This is a genomic window from Bacillus sp. RC251, assembly GCF_044908765.1.
Taxonomy (GTDB): Bacteria; Bacillota; Bacilli; order Bacillales; family Bacillaceae_G; genus Bacillus_A; species Bacillus_A wiedmannii.
Genome location: NZ_JBIYDP010000004.1, coordinates 73098 through 90629, shown reverse-complemented (window position 1 = coordinate 90629; position 17532 = coordinate 73098). Strand labels below are relative to the sequence as shown.

16 protein-coding genes are annotated in these 17532 nt (G+C 34.3%); 6 read left to right on the top strand and 10 right to left on the bottom strand.

Annotated elements, in window-relative coordinates; all coding sequences use genetic code 11:
* Positions 1-38: 38 nt before the first annotated feature.
* Positions 39-218 carry an acid-soluble spore protein H gene (locus ABH961_RS17310; RefSeq protein WP_000382688.1) on the bottom strand — a complete coding sequence of 60 codons (180 nt, stop codon included), beginning with the start codon at positions 216-218 and terminating at the stop codon, positions 39-41.
* A gap of 191 nt (positions 219-409) precedes the next feature.
* Positions 410-697 carry an ArsR/SmtB family transcription factor gene (locus tag ABH961_RS17305; protein WP_000081429.1) on the bottom strand — a complete coding sequence of 96 codons (288 nt, stop codon included), beginning with the start codon at positions 695-697 and terminating at the stop codon, positions 410-412.
* An 815-nt stretch (positions 698-1512) separates the two neighbouring features.
* Between ABH961_RS17305 and ABH961_RS17300 the strand changes: the two genes are divergently transcribed.
* Positions 1513-3132: an L-lactate permease gene (locus tag ABH961_RS17300; RefSeq protein WP_098048151.1), complete on the top strand. Its 1620-nt coding sequence runs from the start codon at positions 1513-1515 to the stop codon at positions 3130-3132.
* A 41-nt stretch (positions 3133-3173) separates the two neighbouring features.
* Here ABH961_RS17300 and aspA read toward each other — a convergent pair whose 3' ends face one another.
* The 3 genes from aspA to gloA2 form a co-directional block, all read right to left on the bottom strand.
* Complete coding sequence (gene aspA, locus ABH961_RS17295) at positions 3174-4607, bottom strand: aspartate ammonia-lyase (RefSeq protein ID WP_048541670.1); 1434 nt, start codon at positions 4605-4607, stop codon at positions 3174-3176.
* 276 nt (positions 4608-4883) lie between these two features.
* Positions 4884-6182: a hemolysin family protein gene (locus tag ABH961_RS17290; protein WP_098076903.1), complete on the bottom strand. Its 1299-nt coding sequence runs from the start codon at positions 6180-6182 to the stop codon at positions 4884-4886.
* Positions 6183-6289: 107 nt separating this feature from the next.
* Complete coding sequence (gene gloA2 / locus ABH961_RS17285) at positions 6290-6676, bottom strand: SMU1112c/YaeR family gloxylase I-like metalloprotein (RefSeq protein WP_048541666.1); 387 nt, start codon at positions 6674-6676, stop codon at positions 6290-6292.
* A gap of 91 nt (positions 6677-6767) precedes the next feature.
* Between gloA2 and ABH961_RS17280 the strand changes: the two genes are divergently transcribed.
* The 3 genes from ABH961_RS17280 to ABH961_RS17270 all read left to right on the top strand — a co-directional run bounded on the left by ABH961_RS17280 (position 6768) and on the right by ABH961_RS17270 (position 10647).
* Positions 6768-7946 (top strand): NupC/NupG family nucleoside CNT transporter, encoded by a 1179-nt coding sequence (locus ABH961_RS17280; protein ID WP_048541664.1) that lies wholly within the window; start codon positions 6768-6770, stop codon positions 7944-7946.
* A gap of 187 nt (positions 7947-8133) precedes the next feature.
* Positions 8134-9150, top strand: coding sequence for an LCP family protein (locus ABH961_RS17275; RefSeq protein ID WP_048541662.1), 1017 nt, complete (start codon positions 8134-8136; stop codon positions 9148-9150).
* A gap of 234 nt (positions 9151-9384) precedes the next feature.
* A complete protein-coding gene (locus ABH961_RS17270) occupies positions 9385-10647 on the top strand; it encodes a VanW family protein (RefSeq protein ID WP_048541660.1) in 1263 nt (420 codons plus the stop codon).
* Positions 10648-10686: 39 nt separating this feature from the next.
* On the opposite strand, the gene ABH961_RS17265 is transcribed toward ABH961_RS17270, so the two are convergent.
* Positions 10687-10959 (bottom strand): hypothetical protein, encoded by a 273-nt coding sequence (locus ABH961_RS17265; RefSeq protein WP_048541658.1) that lies wholly within the window; start codon positions 10957-10959, stop codon positions 10687-10689.
* Positions 10960-10974: 15 nt separating this feature from the next.
* Positions 10975-11493: an RNase A-like domain-containing lipoprotein gene (locus ABH961_RS17260; RefSeq protein ID WP_000822712.1), complete on the bottom strand. Its 519-nt coding sequence runs from the start codon at positions 11491-11493 to the stop codon at positions 10975-10977.
* Between the two features lie 396 nt (positions 11494-11889).
* Between ABH961_RS17260 and ABH961_RS17255 the strand changes: the two genes are divergently transcribed.
* Positions 11890-12438: a TVP38/TMEM64 family protein gene (locus ABH961_RS17255; protein ID WP_404519705.1), complete on the top strand. Its 549-nt coding sequence runs from the start codon at positions 11890-11892 to the stop codon at positions 12436-12438.
* A 63-nt stretch (positions 12439-12501) separates the two neighbouring features.
* Here the strand turns inward: ABH961_RS17255 and ABH961_RS17250 are convergent, their stop codons facing one another.
* The 3 genes from ABH961_RS17250 to ABH961_RS17240 form a co-directional block, all read right to left on the bottom strand.
* Positions 12502-14202, bottom strand: a complete 1701-nt coding sequence (locus tag ABH961_RS17250; protein ID WP_060487028.1) for a M4 family metallopeptidase — start codon at positions 14200-14202, stop codon at positions 12502-12504.
* Between the two features lie 166 nt (positions 14203-14368).
* Complete coding sequence (locus ABH961_RS17245) at positions 14369-14494, bottom strand: NprX family peptide pheromone (protein WP_000738188.1); 126 nt, start codon at positions 14492-14494, stop codon at positions 14369-14371.
* A gap of 2 nt (positions 14495-14496) precedes the next feature.
* Positions 14497-15768 (bottom strand): helix-turn-helix domain-containing protein, encoded by a 1272-nt coding sequence (locus tag ABH961_RS17240; RefSeq protein WP_048541653.1) that lies wholly within the window; start codon positions 15766-15768, stop codon positions 14497-14499.
* Between the two features lie 199 nt (positions 15769-15967).
* On the opposite strand from ABH961_RS17240, the gene ABH961_RS17235 reads away from it, so the two are divergent.
* Entirely contained in the window at positions 15968-17431 is a 1464-nt protein-coding gene (locus ABH961_RS17235) for a nicotinate phosphoribosyltransferase (RefSeq protein ID WP_048541651.1), read from the top strand.
* Positions 17432-17532: the final 101 nt, after the last annotated feature.

Below are 17532 nucleotides of genomic sequence, written 5' to 3'. Positions count from 1 at the left end.
TAAAAAAGACGCTTCTAAAATTAGAAGCGTCTTTTCTATTACTTCTCCTCTAAAGCCGTCACGTTCACGTGAACGCTTTCTCCAGGATTAGATACATCATACACTTGAGCAACTCCACTCTGCTCGTCACAGCTCTCAATCCATACTGGTACGCCCTCATATGTAACGTCAATGCTACTTGAAGAAGATAAGATTTGTTTCACACGTTTTACATCCATACTACTATTCCTCCTTTTCCTTACTACACTCCTTTCTATCTTTTCTTTTCCCTTTAGAATATATTCCATATAACAACATGTTAATTGATAACCTTTTCTTCCTTACATGCTAACATTTACTCTCATATCACCTTTCTGACAAATAAAAAAAGACGTATATCCCACACGTCTTTTTCCATAATATTCAAATTTTAAGAAAATAATGTTTTTACAACTTCACTTACTTTATCATTATGAATTTGATAATACACTTCTAGTCCTCGTCTTTCAAAGCGCACTACTTTATTTTGTTTTAATTTCGTTAAATGTTGTGAAACCGTTGATTGTGGAATTTCTAACACTTCCTGTAATTGTGTTACATTACAAGTTCCACGTTGCATTAGTTCCATTACTAGGCGTAAACGTAACGGATGCGCTAACGCTCTTAACATTTGTACATCTTCTTCTGAAATACGACATTCGAATTGATTTTGGCTCATAAAGTTCCCCTCATTTTCGTTTTTATTTTCTTTTTATTTATTTATATATCTGTTCTTATATTTCCTGTTACGACATAACTTTATCAACCTATAATGCTGAAAATTTTTTCCACCTTTATCAGGAAAGAATTCAGGAAAAATTCCTTGCTGATTTTGAATATTATACTATATGATATAATGAAAAAGCAAAAGTAAGGGCTATGAATACTTTGCTTACAAACGTTGTTTTATCAAGCTTTTTGTTATATTTTCACCTCACTGCAACTTACAGTAACGATATTGTAAAATACCGTCTATAATTGATAACCTATCGTAACGTATTTGGGTTATATTTAACCTCTTTGTTATGCTAAAAGGAATTTTCAGTAAAAAAAGATAATGTAATATTAAAAATTGACTTATTGTTGTTTTAATTCGTATTGTACTTGCTCAGACTGTTATTCAAAACTTCCTATTAAATGCATTTGGTTTCTCTTTCTTACTAGATCAACTCAGACCAGCATGTGACACCTATCAAATTTCAACATCCTATATACTTAATGCAAAGACGTCATCTAACATATAAGATTAATGATATACGAACAAATAAAACAATATAGAAATAACTTCAAAAAGCAAACTCAAATCTATTTGAGTTTGCTTTTTGTCTACTTTATGAACAAAGCATTTCTTTTAATACTATTATGGAATAATTATACTTTTTTACGTTGACAATAGTGTTGAAGGAGAATATACTAAGCATGTAAGTTGATTGTGAATTGTTTCACAAATAATGTGAATTTCTTCACATAAAATAGATAGGAGTTGTCATTATTATGAGTACTTGGACACAAATTTATGACCCATTAAACAATATTTGGTTATCTGCACTAATCGCAGCACTTCCAATTTTCTGCTTCATCATTTGTTTAATGGGACTGAAAATGAAAAGTTACATGGCTGGTCTTTACAGTGTGATTGTCGCTATTATTCTTGCTATATTCGTTTATAAAATGCCAGCAACCGTAGCTGTAGCATCTGCCGGATTCGGTGTTTTATCTGGATTTTATCCAATTTGTACTATCGTTATCGCAGCAATTTTCCTTTACAAATTAACTGTTAAAACAGAGCAATTCAACATCATTCGTGATAGTATTTCAAGCATTACAAATGATCAACGTTTACAAGTATTATTAATCGCTTATTCTTTCGGTGCTTTCTTAGAAGGCGCAGCTGGTTTAGGGGTTCCAGTTGCTATTACAGCTGCATTACTTGTGGGTATGGGCTTTAATCCATTAAAAGCAGCAGGTATTTGTTTAGTAGCTAACATCGCTGGTGGTGCTATGGGTGCTATGGGTATCCCAGTTACAGTACCAGCACAATTAACTGAGCTAGACGCATTAACTATCGGTCGTCAAACTGTTCTTATTTTACCATTCATTAGTATTGTTTTACCTTTCTTACTTGTTTCAATGGTTGATGGAATTAAAGGTATTAAAGAAACTTGGCAAGGTATTCTTGTAAGTGGTTTTTCTTTCGCTATAACTCAGTTCCTTGTGACTTACTTCTTAGGTGCAGAACTTACTAATATTTTCGCAGCCGTTGTAAGTATGGTTTCTCTAGCATTATTCTTACGTGTTTGGCAACCAAAATCTTCTTCTACAGAAGAAAAACAAGAAGAACAAGAACCTCATACATTCAATCAAATTTTATATGCTTGGTCTCCATTCGTATTCTTAACTGCATTCGTAACAATCTTTAATTTAAAACCAATTAAAGCTTTATTTGCTCCGGATGGCGCACTAGCAAACTTAGTATTTAACATTCAGTTCCCTGGTCTTCATAATGCTGTTATGAAAACTACACCAATTACAAAAGCTGATACACCTTTCGCGGCTGTTTTCAAGTTTGATGTATTCTCATCTACAACTACTGCAATCGTATTAGCAATTATTGTTTCACTTATCGTTTACCGCGTAAAAGGTAAAATGGTTAAAGAATTAATAGTAGAAACAATGAAAGAACTAAAAGCTCCAGTATATACAATCTGTAGCGTTATCGCTTTAGCTTACGTAGAGAACTACTCTGGTATGTCATCTACACTTGGACTGGCATTCTCTTCTACTGGTAATGCATTCCCAGTTCTTTCTCCAATCTTAGGATGGATTGGCGTATTCATTACAGGTTCAGTAGTATCAAGTGGTTCATTATTCGCACCGCTTCAAGCAGTAACTGCAGATCAATTAAATATCGTTCCTTCTACTCTTGTTGCATTAAACGTAGTAGGTGGTACAATGGCAAAAATGGTTTCACCACAATCTGTAGCCGTTGCTTGTGCAGCAGTTGGACTAGTTGGTAAAGAGTCTGCCCTATTTAAAACAGCGATGAAATACAGTTTAATCTTCTTAGCTATTATTAGCTTACTTCAATTAAACGCTGTATTTAATATCTTTTAAAAATAAAACACCGATCCAAATGGATCGGTGTTTTATTCATATTACATCTTCTTATTCTTTAATAAAGAAGCTCCAGCAATTTCAGGATGCGTCATTTCGAACGGATCTAGAATAATATCCAATTCTTCTTCTGTCAGTACACCATGTTCTAAACATAGCTCCCTAACAGATTTTCCTGTTTCAATTGCTTCACGTGCAATACGAGATGCTGCTTCATAACCAATATGAGGGTTAACTGCTGTAATAATTCCAACACTTTTCTCTACATATTGCTTCAGCAATTCTTCATTTGCTGTAATTCCTTTAATACAATATTCACGGAATACACGGAATCCGTTATTCATAATACTAATAGATTGAATTAAATTAAATACGAGTACAGGCTCCATTACGTTTAACTCTAATTGTCCTGCTTCTGATGCTAAGCAAATTGTATGATCATTACCAATTACTTGGAAAGCAACTTGATTAATTACTTCTGCCATAACAGGATTTACTTTACCTGGCATAATAGATGAACCTGGTTGGCGAGCTGGTAATTGAATTTCCGCCAATCCAACACGTGGACCAGATGCCATAATACGAAGATCATTTGCAATTTTAGACATATTCATCATACATACTTTTAATGCCGCAGATACTTCTGTGTATGCATCTGTGTTTTGCGTTGCATCAACTAAATGCTCTGCACCAACAAGTGGGAATCCGCTAAATGTTCGCAAGTGTTTAACCACTTGTTCAATGTACGTAGGGTTTGCATTTAATCCCGTACCAACAGCTGTCGCCCCCATGTTCACTTCATATAAATGTTGGCGAGACTGTTTAATTCTTTTTATATCACGTTCAAGCACTCGGCTATACGCTTCAAATTCTTGTCCAAGACGAATCGGAACAGCATCTTGTAAATGTGTACGTCCCATTTTAATGACGTGGTCGAACTCTTTTGCTTTTGCACGGAAAGCAGCATGAAGTTCTTCCATTGTAATAAGAAGTTCTTCTAACATCATAAGAGTTGCAATATGAATTCCCGTTGGAAACGCATCATTTGTTGATTGAGCCATGTTCACATGCGTGTTTGGGCTAATTTTCACATACTCGCCTTTTTCACATCCCATACGTTCTAAAGCTCGATTAGCAATTACTTCATTTGTATTCATATTAATAGAAGTTCCAGCACCGCCTTGGATTGGATCCACGATAAATTGATCATGGAATTTCCCATCAACAATTTCTTGCGCTGCCTCTGCAATTTCATATCCAATGTCTTTAGCTAAGTAACCAGTATCCATATTTGCAAGTGCCGCCGCTTTTTTCACAATTGCCATTGCCGTAATGAGTGACGGATGAATGCGATATCCTGTAATCGGGAAGTTTTCTACAGCACGTAATGTTTGTACCCCATAATAAGCTACACTCGGTACTTCCTTTTCACCTAAAAAATCTTTCTCTATACGTATATCCTTCGTTGCTATCATTTTCATCACCTATACTTTTCATTCTAAATCCTTATCTAAAAAATTCGCCTCTAAAAAAAACGAGTATCATTCAGAAGAATTTTTCAGTATCCACCTTCACTATATAGCACCTTTTTTGAAAGCGCAAACATTTATTTTTCTATATATACCTTTTATAAAGTGAAACTTTAATCAGTGAGGGTTTTGTTGATCCCCCACCTAACTTCTTCGCTTTCGCTGAATTTTGAAGTAGGGGTCTTACTGCCCACAAATAGCGGGATAACAATTTATAGAAAATCATTCTTCTACCTTCTTTATTTCCACTCGTTTAATTTGATGCATATCCTTTTCGAGAACTTTAAAAGAAAAGCCGTGTTTTTCAATAACATCTCCTTCAGCAACGATTTGCTTTTGTACCATAATCCAGCCACCAATTGTATCTACATCATCAGCGATTAAGTGTATGCCAAATAAATCATTTACTTCACTAATAAGCACTTTTCCCTCTACGATTTTACACCCTTCACTTATATGCTCTATAGGCGGGTGCTCGTCTTCATCGTATTCATCTCGGATTTCTCCAACAATTTCTTCTAAAATATCTTCTAATGTAACAATCCCCGCTGTACCACCATATTCATCATATAGTACAGCTAATGGGATTCGTTTTCTTTGCATTTGTAATAGCAAATCATGTATAGGAATATTTTCTAGTACTTCAATAACTGGCCTTGTATACGGTGTAATCGAGCACTCCTCATCTCGGTTACCATCCATATAACGAATAAATAAATCCTTTACATTAACCATCCCAATAATTTCATCTTTATCTTCACCAAATACGGGATACCTCGTATATTTTTCTTGTGCGATTATTTTAATATGTGTTTCAAATGGTTCGTCCTCATATAAACCTACAACTTCCGTACGAGGTACCATAATTTCCTTTGCGACTCTATTATCAAATTCAAAAATATTATTTACATATTTAAATTCCCTTTGATTAATCTCTCCGCTCTCATAACTCTCGGATAAGATTAATCGCAATTCTTCCTCCGAATGAGCTACTTCATGTTCAGAGGCTGGATGTAATCCGAATAGCCCTGTTACAAGCCTTGCTGAACCATTTAAAGCCCAAATAAACGGATACATTACTCGGTAAAAATAAATAATTGGCTTCGATAATAATAAGCTAACTTGCTCTGCTCTTTGTATAGCGAGCGTCTTCGGAGCAAGTTCACCAATGACAACATGTAAAAATGTAATCACTGCAAAGGCAATAATAAATGAAACTGTACTTGCAATTGCAGGAGATAGGTGTAGTTTTAAAAACAACGGCTCGAGTATATGTTTTATAGTGGGCTCTCCTAACCACCCAAGCCCTAAAGCAGTAATTGTAATACCTAACTGACATGCTGATAAATACTCATCTAAATTCGACGTTACTTTTTTAGCTGCCAATGCTCCTCGTCGTTTCTCACTAACGAGTTGATCAATACGACTGCTACGTACCTTAATAATTGCAAACTCAACAGCTACAAAAAATGCTGTTAACGCAATAAGGATAACTACCATCAATAATTTTAAAATATCCACATATGTCCTTTAGCTTTCTTAGCTAAAGTTACACCTCCTTTAAAAAAGAAGTTTCACTTTAGTTTCTTCATTTATTTGAAAGCAACCCTGTATAAAATTCACCAATTTCAAGCCTCATACAATTCTAAAGGCAAGCCATCAGGATCTTGGAAAAAGACAAATTTTTTATCCGTAATTTCATCCATACGTATCGCTTCAGTCTCCACACCGCATTGTTTTAAATGGTTTACAGCTTCTTCTATATTTGTAACAGCAAATGCTAAATGTCTAAGTCCAGCTGCTTCTGGAAAACTGGGGCGCTCAGGTGGACTAGGAAATGAAAATAATTCAATTTGATACTCTTCCCCTACACATAAATCTAACTTATAAGAATCTCGTTCTTTTCTATATACTTCATTTATCACTTTTAAACCTAATATCCGAGTATAAAAATCCTTTGACAGTTCATAATTCGAACAAATAATTGCAACGTGGTGCACTTTACATATATTCATGCTCTCTCTATTCCTTTCTTTACCAAAGATGCATATTCTCCCTTGAAATGAAAAACATATATAGCAGAATATCTCTTTTAGGGGGCTTACTATGAAATTTATTACTTTTTTCGTGGGACTTATCGTTGTTTTCTTCCTTGCTTATATTGCTAGCAACAATAAGAAACATATTAAATTTAAACCAATTTTCATCATGCTTATTATACAGTTGATTTTAACCTATTTATTATTAAATACAGAAATCGGCCTCATACTTATTCGGGTCATTTCCAGTCTGTTTACAAAGCTGCTCGAGTATGCTGCTGATGGTATAAACTTTGTATTTGGCGGTCTTGCCAATAAAGGTGAAATGTCATTTTTCCTTACTGTATTATTACCAATTGTCTTCATTTCCGTCTTAATTGGTATACTACAACATTTCAAAATACTACCATTTTTTATTCATTGGATCGGTTACTTCCTTAGCAAAATAAATGGTCTTGGGAAATTGGAATCTTACAACGCTATCGCCTCTGCCATTGTCGGCCAATCAGAAGTTTTTATTACAGTTAAAAAGCAATTAGCTCAAATTCCAAAACACCGTCTTTATACACTTTGTGCTTCTGCCATGTCAACCGTATCTATGTCTATCGTAGGTGCCTACATGACAATGATCGAGCCTAAATATGTAGTAACCGCACTCGTTCTCAATTTATTTAGTGGTTTTATTATCGTACTCATCATCAATCCTTACGACGTTAAAGATGACGAAGATATTTTAGAAATTAAAGGCGAAAAGCAAAGCTTTTTTGAAATGCTTGGAGAATATATTCTAGATGGCTTTCGCGTAGCCATCGTTGTCGGCGCTATGCTCATCGGATTCGTCGCATTAATGAGCTGCATTAATGACCTATTCCTCATTATATTCGGCATTACTTTCCAGCAATTAATCGGCTACGTATTTGCGCCTGTTGCATTCCTTATCGGTGTACCAAGTTCTGAAATTGTCACAGCTGGTAGCATTATGGCAACGAAGCTTGTAACGAATGAATTTGTAGCAATGATGAACCTTAGTAAAATTTCTAATAGCCTTTCTCCCCGTACAGTGGGGATTATTTCTGTTTTTCTCGTTTCTTTTGCCAATTTTTCTTCTATCGGCATTATTTCAGGTGCAGTAAAAGGGTTAAACGAAGAACAAGGAAACGTCGTTGCCAGATTTGGCCTTAAATTACTATATGGAGCTACTCTCGTTAGCATTTTATCTGCAATTATCGTAAGCATTATGTTGTAATCAGGTAAAATTTTATCATTTTCTTATCCCTATCTTTTGTATACAATAACGAATAGATGTCTTTATAAATAATCAAGACATCTATTTTTTATACATGTACAATCGCTTTTATTTAGCGTACAATATTTTTTATGTGTTTGAATGCGCTTCTAGATGTATACACTTTGATAGCTTTAAAGGAGAAAAAATGATGAAATCCGATATGAACAAAGATACTCGAGCCAAAAAAGGACGCTCAAAGAAAAAACGCCTCCTTTGGTTCCTTCTTATTCCATTACTGATTATAGCACTTGGAGCAGGAGGCTATTCCTTCCATATATACAGTAAAGCAAAGTCTGTATTAAATAATGCTTATTCTGAACTGGGCCGCGGGGACAAATCCAGCAAACGTGAAAAAGCCGTGAAACCTATGACTGACAACATTTCCGTACTTATTATGGGTGTTGATGAAAGTGATATTAGGGATAAGAGTTATGGAAAAGCAACTCGTACGGATGCGCTATTACTTGCAACAATTAATAAAAACGACAAATCTGTTAAACTTGTCAGTATTCCACGTGACTCACGTGTCTTCATTAAATCACGTGATAAATACGATAAAATTACACACGCGCACGTATTCGGTGGTGTAGACAGCACGATTGATACCGTAGAGAACTTTTTAGATGTTCCAGTTGATTACTATGTAAAATTCAACTTTAAATCATTTATTAAAATTGTCGACTCCCTTGGTGGTATTACTGTCGATGTTCCTGTTGAATTCACAGAACAAAATAGTAAAGACGAACCAGATGCAATTCATTTGAAAAAAGGACGTCAACATTTAAATGGAGAAGAGGCATTAGCACTAGCTAGAACTCGTCATATCGATAGTGATTATATGCGCGGTCAACGACAACAGCTTGTTTTAGAAGCTATTGCTCAAAAAGCACTATCACTTAATTCCATTAATAAGATTGGTGGTCTATTAGACGCTGTTGATAAAGACTTAAAAACAAATTTAACTTTTGATGATATGATGACAATTGCAAAAAATTCAATGGATTCCAATTTGAAAATGGACAAAATGCAAGTAGAAGGTACAGATAAATATATTGGTGGTATTTATTATTACGTTCCAAACGAAAAAAGCGTCAATAACATTTCGACAAAACTACAAGAACATCTCGGTGTTACGAATAAAAATGAACATAAAAAATTATAATAAAAAGGCTGCTAGATCTTTCTAGACAGCCTTTTTATTATAATTTCCAACATATTTCTCGTACATATTGTGACAAAAAGAGACAATTATTACACCAGTGTAACATTTTTTATAAAAACATTACACGCATAGTGAAAATAATAGTATACTAGTACGTACATAATGTTATTTTCATCATTTTTATACAAAAAATGTAATACATATATTTATACAAAAATTTCTGGGGGGAAATAAATGAAGCTAAGTAAAATACTAATCGGTTCTGCAATTACTGGGGGCATATTACTTTGTGTAGGCGGTGTGGGTGGATATCAATATGTATCCAAACTAAATAATCAATTAAATACTACTGCATTACCGAATACTACATTTGAAGGTATTTCTCTCGATGGAAAAAACAAAAAAGATATTCAAGCAATTATTAATCAAAAGGTAACTGAATTAGATCAAAAATCTCTTACGTACATATTCCAAAATGATAAACAAACGTACACATGGAAAGATTTAGGGGTAAATTATAAGGAAAAAGATATTATCGACAAAATCTTTACAGAACAAGAAGGAAATGCAATGAATCGTTACAAAATGCGGAAGCAGGCTGAAAACGGTGAATTAAAACGTGATTATAAATTAACAGCTCAATTAAATACAACTGCCTATGAAAGCTTTATGAAGGATAAATATAATGACACATTAAAAAATCCTGTTAATGCAGAATTAAGTGTTGAAGGCTCTACAGTAAATATTAGCCAAAGTCAAAATGGAGAAAAAATTGATAAAGGAAAGTTAACTGATTTAACGAAACAGGCCATTACTTCTGGCACATCAGACGTTACGTTACCAGTTACACTCTTAAAACCTGAGCGTTCTACAGAAGATATACAAAAAATGGGGATTAAAGAAGTAATTGCTGAATATTCAACTCCAATGGCTGGTCGTAATGGAAACCAATCCTATAACGTAAATAAGTCAGCTAATACTTTAAGTGGAGTTATTGTCGCACCTGATGAAACGTTTAGTTTTAATGGCCGCGTTGGCGTAACGGATGCTGCACATGGTTATAAATCCGCAGCAGTATTTTCAGAAGGTAAAGTTATACAAAGTGCAGGCGGAGGCGTTTGCCAAGTTAGTAGTACTTTATATAGCGCAGCTTTAAGAGCAGATTTAGGAATTGTTTCTCGAAGTAATCATTCTATGCCCGTAAATTATTTACCACTTGGGCAAGATGCAGCAGTGGCAGATTATGGTCCGGATTTAAAATTTAAAAACAATACAGGCAATCATATTTATATTCAAGCATTTTCAAACGGCGGTAGTATTACTACTCGCATTTTTGGTACAAATACTGGTAAAAATGTTGAAGTTTCTTCTCAAGTAGTTAGTAGAACTGGTGATAAAATAACAGCGGTTACGTATAAAAAAGTAACACAAAACGGTGAAGTAGTATCAAATGGACAAATTTCCAAAAGCGTATATAAAAGTGCCCCAACACAATGAGACACCATCAAATTGGCAAACAAAAAAGGCGTGATCTATTCACGCCTTTTTCTTTTGCAATAATAGTAAAAAAGCTTCCAGATGGTCTTTCGTTTCCTCTAAAGACCACATGCGATTTCCTTGCTTCGCAGCTAATACGCACGCCTCTTCCCAAGTATCCTTTTTCTTCATATATAATAATTCATCGCGTAATTTCAAAACAATTTCTTCATCTTCTTGCTCTATAAACTCTTCCATCACGCCTACTATTTCATCTTCATGAACACTTAACGTACAGTACGATTTAAGAAAGTATTGTAATGTCGTATACATATGTACTCCCCCTTCTTATTTGTCAGATGGATAAGAAGTAATGATCTTATATCCTAAATCTCCTGACTTATCTCTCGCCAAAACAGTAACAGTTTTTACTAGCTTGTCTTTTACATTCATATTTTTCTTTATTACCGTTTTTCCAACCGGGAATGAATGAGTTGTATTTAATACGAGACGAGCCTCTTTAGAATTTTTTAACCAATCTTGAATTTCCTTATCATGCTGCTTCAAACTATCTTTTACAGCTTTCGTCGCTGTTTCCTTATCATAGTATGTACTTGCCGCTGATACTTTATCTGTCTTCAAGCGATTCTTCAAATCCTCTTCTGATTTTCCTACATGTCTTTCAATCGTATGACCATTTTTAGGTGGCCCTTCCATTTCATCTAAAATATTATCACTAATTTTTTCTACTGATGTCGATTGATTCCCTGTTTGTTTCTCTGTTTTTTGTTCTTTTCCTGCACATCCACTTAAGATCAGCATTAATGCCAATAAACTACTCAAGAAAAGACTACTTATTCGTTTCATCATATCACCTCTTCCATGATTATTATCGTAACTTCACTAAAAGTCAATTTCACAACGAAAAAACATATACATTTTTAAAATTCATCATCAATTTTGCCATATTACCACCCTAATTTCATCAAACTACTATTTTGGACCCCCTCTGAAATATACCCCTATGTTTTTATAATTATTTCCCGGATTAAATCACCCCTAAAAAAGCTAAATATTCCCTTTAAAAACAGAGTTTTTTGGTGATTTTCTAAAAATAAAATATACCCCCAATTCAATATACCCAATACCTATATAAGGTATATTGATGGTGTTTTATCAACGTTTTCTACATTATGTAAATTTGTACTTGCCTACACAATAGAAATATGGTGTAATGCAAAAAAAGATAAAGGATTTTAAACAATGGCTGAAACAATTCAAAACTTCTTAACAGACTATTATTCAATCGCAATTCCACTTAGTATCTTAATTAACGTCATCATCAGTCTTTTAGGTTTTATCCCTAGTATTTTTTTGACCGCTATTAACATACAGCTCTTTGGTGTAACAAACGGAACCATTATTTCGATCGCAGGTGAGGCATTAGGGGCTATTATCTCGTTTTATATTTATCGTATAGGCCTTCAGAAATTCACTCACAACAAAGTAAATAAGTATCCAAAGGTAGAACGCCTACTTTATGTAGAAGGTAGAGAGGCCTTTCTACTCGTTCTATCGTTTCGATTCATACCTTTCATCCCATCAAGTATCGTTACTTTATTTGCCGCTCTAGGCAAAATGTCATTACTCTCTTTCAGTATTGCCAGCACAATAGGTAAAATACCGGCTTTGTTAATCGAAGTATATTCTGCCTATCATGTCATGAATGGAACGAATGAAGCGAAGTGGATTGTAACAATAGCGGGTTGTGTTGGATTGTTTTATTTGTGGAAAAAATGGAAAAAAAAATAAAGAAGGAGCCTATGCTCCTTCTTTATTTTTGAAGTATTTTATTAATAATACTCTCTTAAACCCTTAGTTTACACCAACAGCACTAAATGATTGCTTAACTGCTGCTACTTCCGCAGAAGTCGCACCATATAAATCAGCTGCAGCTTGTACTGCACCAGCACGAGCTTGGCTAAATGTAGTAGATTGCGTGAAATATTGTGTATTTGCACGGTAATAAATTGCACCTAACTTATCTTTACCAATACCAGTTACAGTTACACCAGAATGTGTACCACCATTTGCTAATAAATAAGCTTGTTTGTTAATGATACCACTGTTCGTATGAACTCCACCGTTATCACTTGAACCAGTGTAACGCTTAGAATAATGATCTGGATCACCATATTTCGTTGGATCACTCATAGAGCGAAGTGCGTCTCCTGCTTTACCAGGCGTGTAAATATCTTCACCAATCTCCCAATCTGGATTACGGTTATCATAGAACTCTACTAATGTACCAAAGATATCAGAAATTGCTTCATTTAATGCTCCTGATTCATTTTGATAAATTAAATTCGAGCTATTTTCCGTAACCGCATGCGTTAATTCATGACCAATTACATCAATTCCACCAGATAATGAAGTAAACGTTACACCATCACCGTCTCCGTATACCATTTGTGATCCGTTCCAGAATGCATTATTATAATTGCTTCCGTAATGAACTGTTGATTTTAACGGCGCTCCTGCATCATTAATAGAATTTCTGTTAAATGTAGCTTTATAGTAATCATATGTTTTACCTGCATAGTAATGAGCATCTACCGCTGCTGCATCATACGCTGCATTGAAAACATTATCTGCATCTGCCCATAATGTTCCTGGTAATGTTGAACGATTTTTCGCATCATATGTGAAAATCGTTGCCCCGCGTGTATTATCTTGTAAGTAGTAAGATGATCCAGATAACGTTGTATTAAGCGACTTCGTATCTCCTAATACCCCTTTACCAGTACCTACTTTATTTGTTCCTGTTACAGGCTTTACAACTGCTTTTGCATCTTGCTTAGGAGCCTCTTGTTTAACTGGTGACTTATCATCATTCGTCACATGATCGATTGTATTAAACTTATTTAATACTTTACCGCTTTCTGCTTCAATGAAATAGTAGTAGTTTCCTGGGCTTGGATCTAAGAAGTTTAGATTTACAACGTATGCATATGTTGTTTCTTCACCATTTTGATATACATATAAGTCCGCTTTTGGTTCTACCTCATACTTAGGTGTAACACCTAAATCTTTTTGCGCAATTTCAATTGCTTTTGCGCCCTCGATCTTATTTTTATTCTTCAACTTTTCTTTTTTGTCTAAATCAGGTGCAACTGTTCCAGACAATACTTTTAAAGAACCATCTTTACTTACATGAGCTACTTGAGTAGAACCCCATACAGGTACTCCTTCGTATACTTGTTGCATACGTACTACTGTTGAATCAGTTACAGCATCTTTTTTCACTTGTTTTACTTTGAAAGAATCTTGCGCACTCTTTTCCCCTAACTTATAATCACCTTTTGCTGCGTTTAAGTAATCAAACACAACAGATTCTGCTTTCTTACCAGTCGCTCCAGTTAGATCACCAGAAATAAACTCAGGTGATTGCACCGTTTCATTGTACTTCTTCGTAGAGAGCACATTTTTAGAATCCGCAAATGCAGAGCCTGTCCCTCCAAACGTTGTAACTGCCATTCCTGCCGCTAACACTAACGCTAAACTTTTCTTTTTCATGAATCTTCCCCCTAATAAATTATTTTTTGAAAAAGAGTAGTTTTATCGTAGCACTATGTTTCCACTATTAATATACTAAAAATTCAAATAATTTTTTTCTCAAGTTTTGTAGAATTTTGAGGAACAAATATTGAAAAACCCCTTTCCGATTGGAAAGGGGTTTTTATTAAGAATTTATTACTTCTATTACTTCTTTAGCTTGACCATACATATCTCCAGTCCAAGCATATTGAGGTTCTAACACTACTAATATAGCCACTAATGCTAGTGCACCAAAAATCATTTTCTTCATATTCATCTTCCTCCCTTTTCTTCTAATAAATTAATAGTTAGTCTATAATACCGATTACTTTCTTGGAATTCTAATACTTCTTCATGATATTTTGCTAATTCTAAATATACCTTTTTCAAATCTTTTTTATTTTCCTCTTGCCTAAAAAATGTTAAAGCTTCTGTTTCTAAAAACTTTTTATACACCCCCTTTTCTTCAAAATATTTATATTGAAGTATTAAAAGTGTATATAACATACTTTTATACTTCTCATCTCTTTTCGCAACTTCTATCCCTTTATTAATCCACTCTTTTACTTCTTCAAATTCCTTCAATTCAATACATTGCAATGCAATCTCATATACAGCATCAATGTAATCTAAATCTTCTTCCTTCTTGTATTGTAAACATTGTAAATAATACTCTTTCGCTTTTGCATAATCCTTTAAATGGTAATGTAAATACCCCATGTTATTTAGAGCAATCGCTGTTATGTTATCTTTATCCGCAAAAGAATTAGCCTCTCTTAAAATATTTCTATAAATCCCTAAAGCTTCGTTATATTGTTTTTTCTGTATATAACTTAACCCTATCAATAACTGGCAATTAATCACATGACGAAATTTATATTCATTCTTAAAGCCTTCCATAGCTAAATGAGCAAAATGTAAAGCCATATGTTCTATTTCTAATTCATTATAAACAAGAGCTAAATTATAATAGATCCCAGTTTCATAATAGCCTTGTTCTTTCGCCATCACTTCAGTTTGAACTAAATAATCTAAGGCCGTTTTATATTTATGCTGTAAAAAATAATATAGACCTTTACTATACGTATATAATAATTTCTGAAATGGCGAATACTTTTTGTACATCTTTTTTAATCTCTCTAATTCTTCTTCAACAGCCAGAAAATCTCGTTTCATAATTAAATACCGCGTATACAGCAGTTTATAATAATTTATAATTTCAAAATCCAAAACATGCTTCATTTCACCTTGCAACTCTTCATATATGCGTTCTACTTGTGGCTTGTCCAAATGAACTAGTGCATTCAACCATTCATCTAGCTTCCCCTTCACATCTTCTTCTACATCTCTCAAATCCGTCACGGCAATTTCTAACCTTGTGCAGAGCAATTGTAGAATTTCTTCTGATGCCTCGATCTTTCCATTTTCGATTTTACTTAAGTATGAGACAGAACAAATGCCCTGACATAATTCTTCTTGTGTCATTTTTTGCTGTAGCCGTTTATAAAAGACTTGTTTGCCTATTTTTTCTAATGTTTGTTGCATTGTCCTCCTCCATTCTCATTACCCCCATTACTCTAATAATACATAAAATCTTGAGAAATATAAATTGATAAATGTTAATTTTCTAAAAAATATGCATTATTTCATTTTTTTCCCTCTTGACTATACTTTCATATCCATTCTTTGCTACGAGCGGTGAAAAATTGGTATACTATAACCAAATTATGGAGGTGTTTTCGCGATGACTTATTATAAAGACGATAGCTATGCCTTACATACAGATTTATATCAAATTAATATGGCTTATACATATTGGAAAGATGGTATTCATAATCGCCGCTCGGTGTTTGATTTATACTTTCGAAAGCTTCCATTCGAGAACGGCTATGCTGTTTTTGCTGGCCTTGAAAAGATTGTAGAGTACATAGAAAACTTCAGCTTTACCGAAAGCGATATCGCTTATTTAGCAGAATTACAATTTGAAGAAGAATTCCTTCATTATTTACAAAATATGAAATTCACTGGGACCGTTCGAAGTATGCAAGAAGGTGAAGTTGTATTTAATAACGAGCCTTTATTACGTGTTGATGCACCGCTCGGTGAAGCACAAATTATTGAAACTGCCCTGTTAAACATTGTGAATTACCAAACATTAATTGCAACAAAAGCTGCTCGTATGAAGCACGCTGCAAATAATGATGAACTTTTAGAATTTGGTACAAGACGTGCCCACGAGTTTGATGCAGCTCTTTGGGGCACACGCGCTGCCTTTATTGGTGGTTTCTCATCTACGAGTAACGTACGAGCTGGGAAACGCTTCGGAATACCTGTAGCAGGCACACACGCTCACTCTTTCGTTCAAGCGTATCGCGATGAATATGTCGCGTTTAAGAAATACGCTGAAACTCATAAAAAATGTGTCTTTCTCGTTGATACATACGACACTTTAAAATCAGGTGTTCCAAATGCAATTCGCGTTGCGAAGGAGTTTGGAGATCGTATCGATTTTTACGGCATTCGCCTTGATAGTGGTGATATGGCTTATTTATCTAAAAAGGCAAGAAAACTACTAGATGAAGCTGGGTTTACAAATACAAAAATTATTGCTTCTAGCGATTTAGATGAATACACAATTATGCATTTGAAATCTCAAGGCGCAAAAATTGATGTATGGGGCGTTGGAACAAAATTAATTACGTCCTTTGAGCAACCAGCGTTAGGGGCTGTCTATAAACTAGTTGCGATTGAAGATACTGATGGAAAGTTAAATGATACAATTAAAATTTCATCTAACCCTGAAAAAATTACCACTCCAGGACTGAAACGAATTTATCGCATTATCAATCGAGTTAACGATCATGCAGAAGGCGATTATATTGCATTAGATTCTGAAGAGCCAGGAAAAGAAGAACGTTTAAAAATGTTTCATCCTGTACACACGTATATAAGTAAATTTGTAACAAACTTTGAAGCACGCGAACTGCATAAAGACATTTTCATTAACGGCGAAAGAACATATGAACTACCAGGTATATTAGATATTCAAAAATATAATGAACAGAGTCTCGCACTATTTTGGGAAGAATATATGCGAACTTTAAATCCCGAAGAGTACCCTGTCGATTTAAGTCAAGAATGTTGGGATCATAAAATGAATTACATTCAAACTGTTCGAGAACAAGTTGAAAAAAATATACAAAAATAAAACAGAGAAGCTTTTCCTTCTCTGTTTTTTCAATACGATATGTATCTTTGTGGAAAATATATTAAAATAGTACGACAAATATTTTTTATTTGTAAATTTTA

Excerpts from the sequence above, each read along its gene's own strand:
- ABH961_RS17310 (WP_000382688.1), bottom strand. The coding sequence starts at position 218 with ATGGATGTAAAACGTGTGAAACAAATCTTATCTTCTTCAAGTAGCATT.
- ABH961_RS17305 (WP_000081429.1), bottom strand. The coding sequence starts at position 697 with ATGAGCCAAAATCAATTCGAATGTCGTATTTCAGAAGAAGATGTACAA.
- ABH961_RS17300 (WP_098048151.1), top strand. The coding sequence starts at position 1,513 with ATGAGTACTTGGACACAAATTTATGACCCATTAAACAATATTTGGTTA.
- aspA (WP_048541670.1), bottom strand. The coding sequence starts at position 4,607 with ATGATAGCAACGAAGGATATACGTATAGAGAAAGATTTTTTAGGTGAA.
- gloA2 (WP_048541666.1), bottom strand. The coding sequence starts at position 6,676 with ATGAATATATGTAAAGTGCACCACGTTGCAATTATTTGTTCGAATTAT.
- ABH961_RS17280 (WP_048541664.1), top strand. The coding sequence starts at position 6,768 with ATGAAATTTATTACTTTTTTCGTGGGACTTATCGTTGTTTTCTTCCTT.
- ABH961_RS17275 (WP_048541662.1), top strand. The coding sequence starts at position 8,134 with ATGATGAAATCCGATATGAACAAAGATACTCGAGCCAAAAAAGGACGC.
- ABH961_RS17270 (WP_048541660.1), top strand. The coding sequence starts at position 9,385 with ATGAAGCTAAGTAAAATACTAATCGGTTCTGCAATTACTGGGGGCATA.
- ABH961_RS17265 (WP_048541658.1), bottom strand. The coding sequence starts at position 10,959 with ATGTATACGACATTACAATACTTTCTTAAATCGTACTGTACGTTAAGT.
- ABH961_RS17260 (WP_000822712.1), bottom strand. The coding sequence starts at position 11,493 with ATGAAACGAATAAGTAGTCTTTTCTTGAGTAGTTTATTGGCATTAATG.
- ABH961_RS17255 (WP_404519705.1), top strand. The coding sequence starts at position 11,890 with ATGGCTGAAACAATTCAAAACTTCTTAACAGACTATTATTCAATCGCA.
- ABH961_RS17250 (WP_060487028.1), bottom strand. The coding sequence starts at position 14,202 with ATGAAAAAGAAAAGTTTAGCGTTAGTGTTAGCGGCAGGAATGGCAGTT.
- ABH961_RS17245 (WP_000738188.1), bottom strand. The coding sequence starts at position 14,494 with ATGAAGAAAATGATTTTTGGTGCACTAGCATTAGTGGCTATATTAGTA.
- ABH961_RS17240 (WP_048541653.1), bottom strand. The coding sequence starts at position 15,768 with ATGCAACAAACATTAGAAAAAATAGGCAAACAAGTCTTTTATAAACGG.
- ABH961_RS17235 (WP_048541651.1), top strand. The coding sequence starts at position 15,968 with ATGACTTATTATAAAGACGATAGCTATGCCTTACATACAGATTTATAT.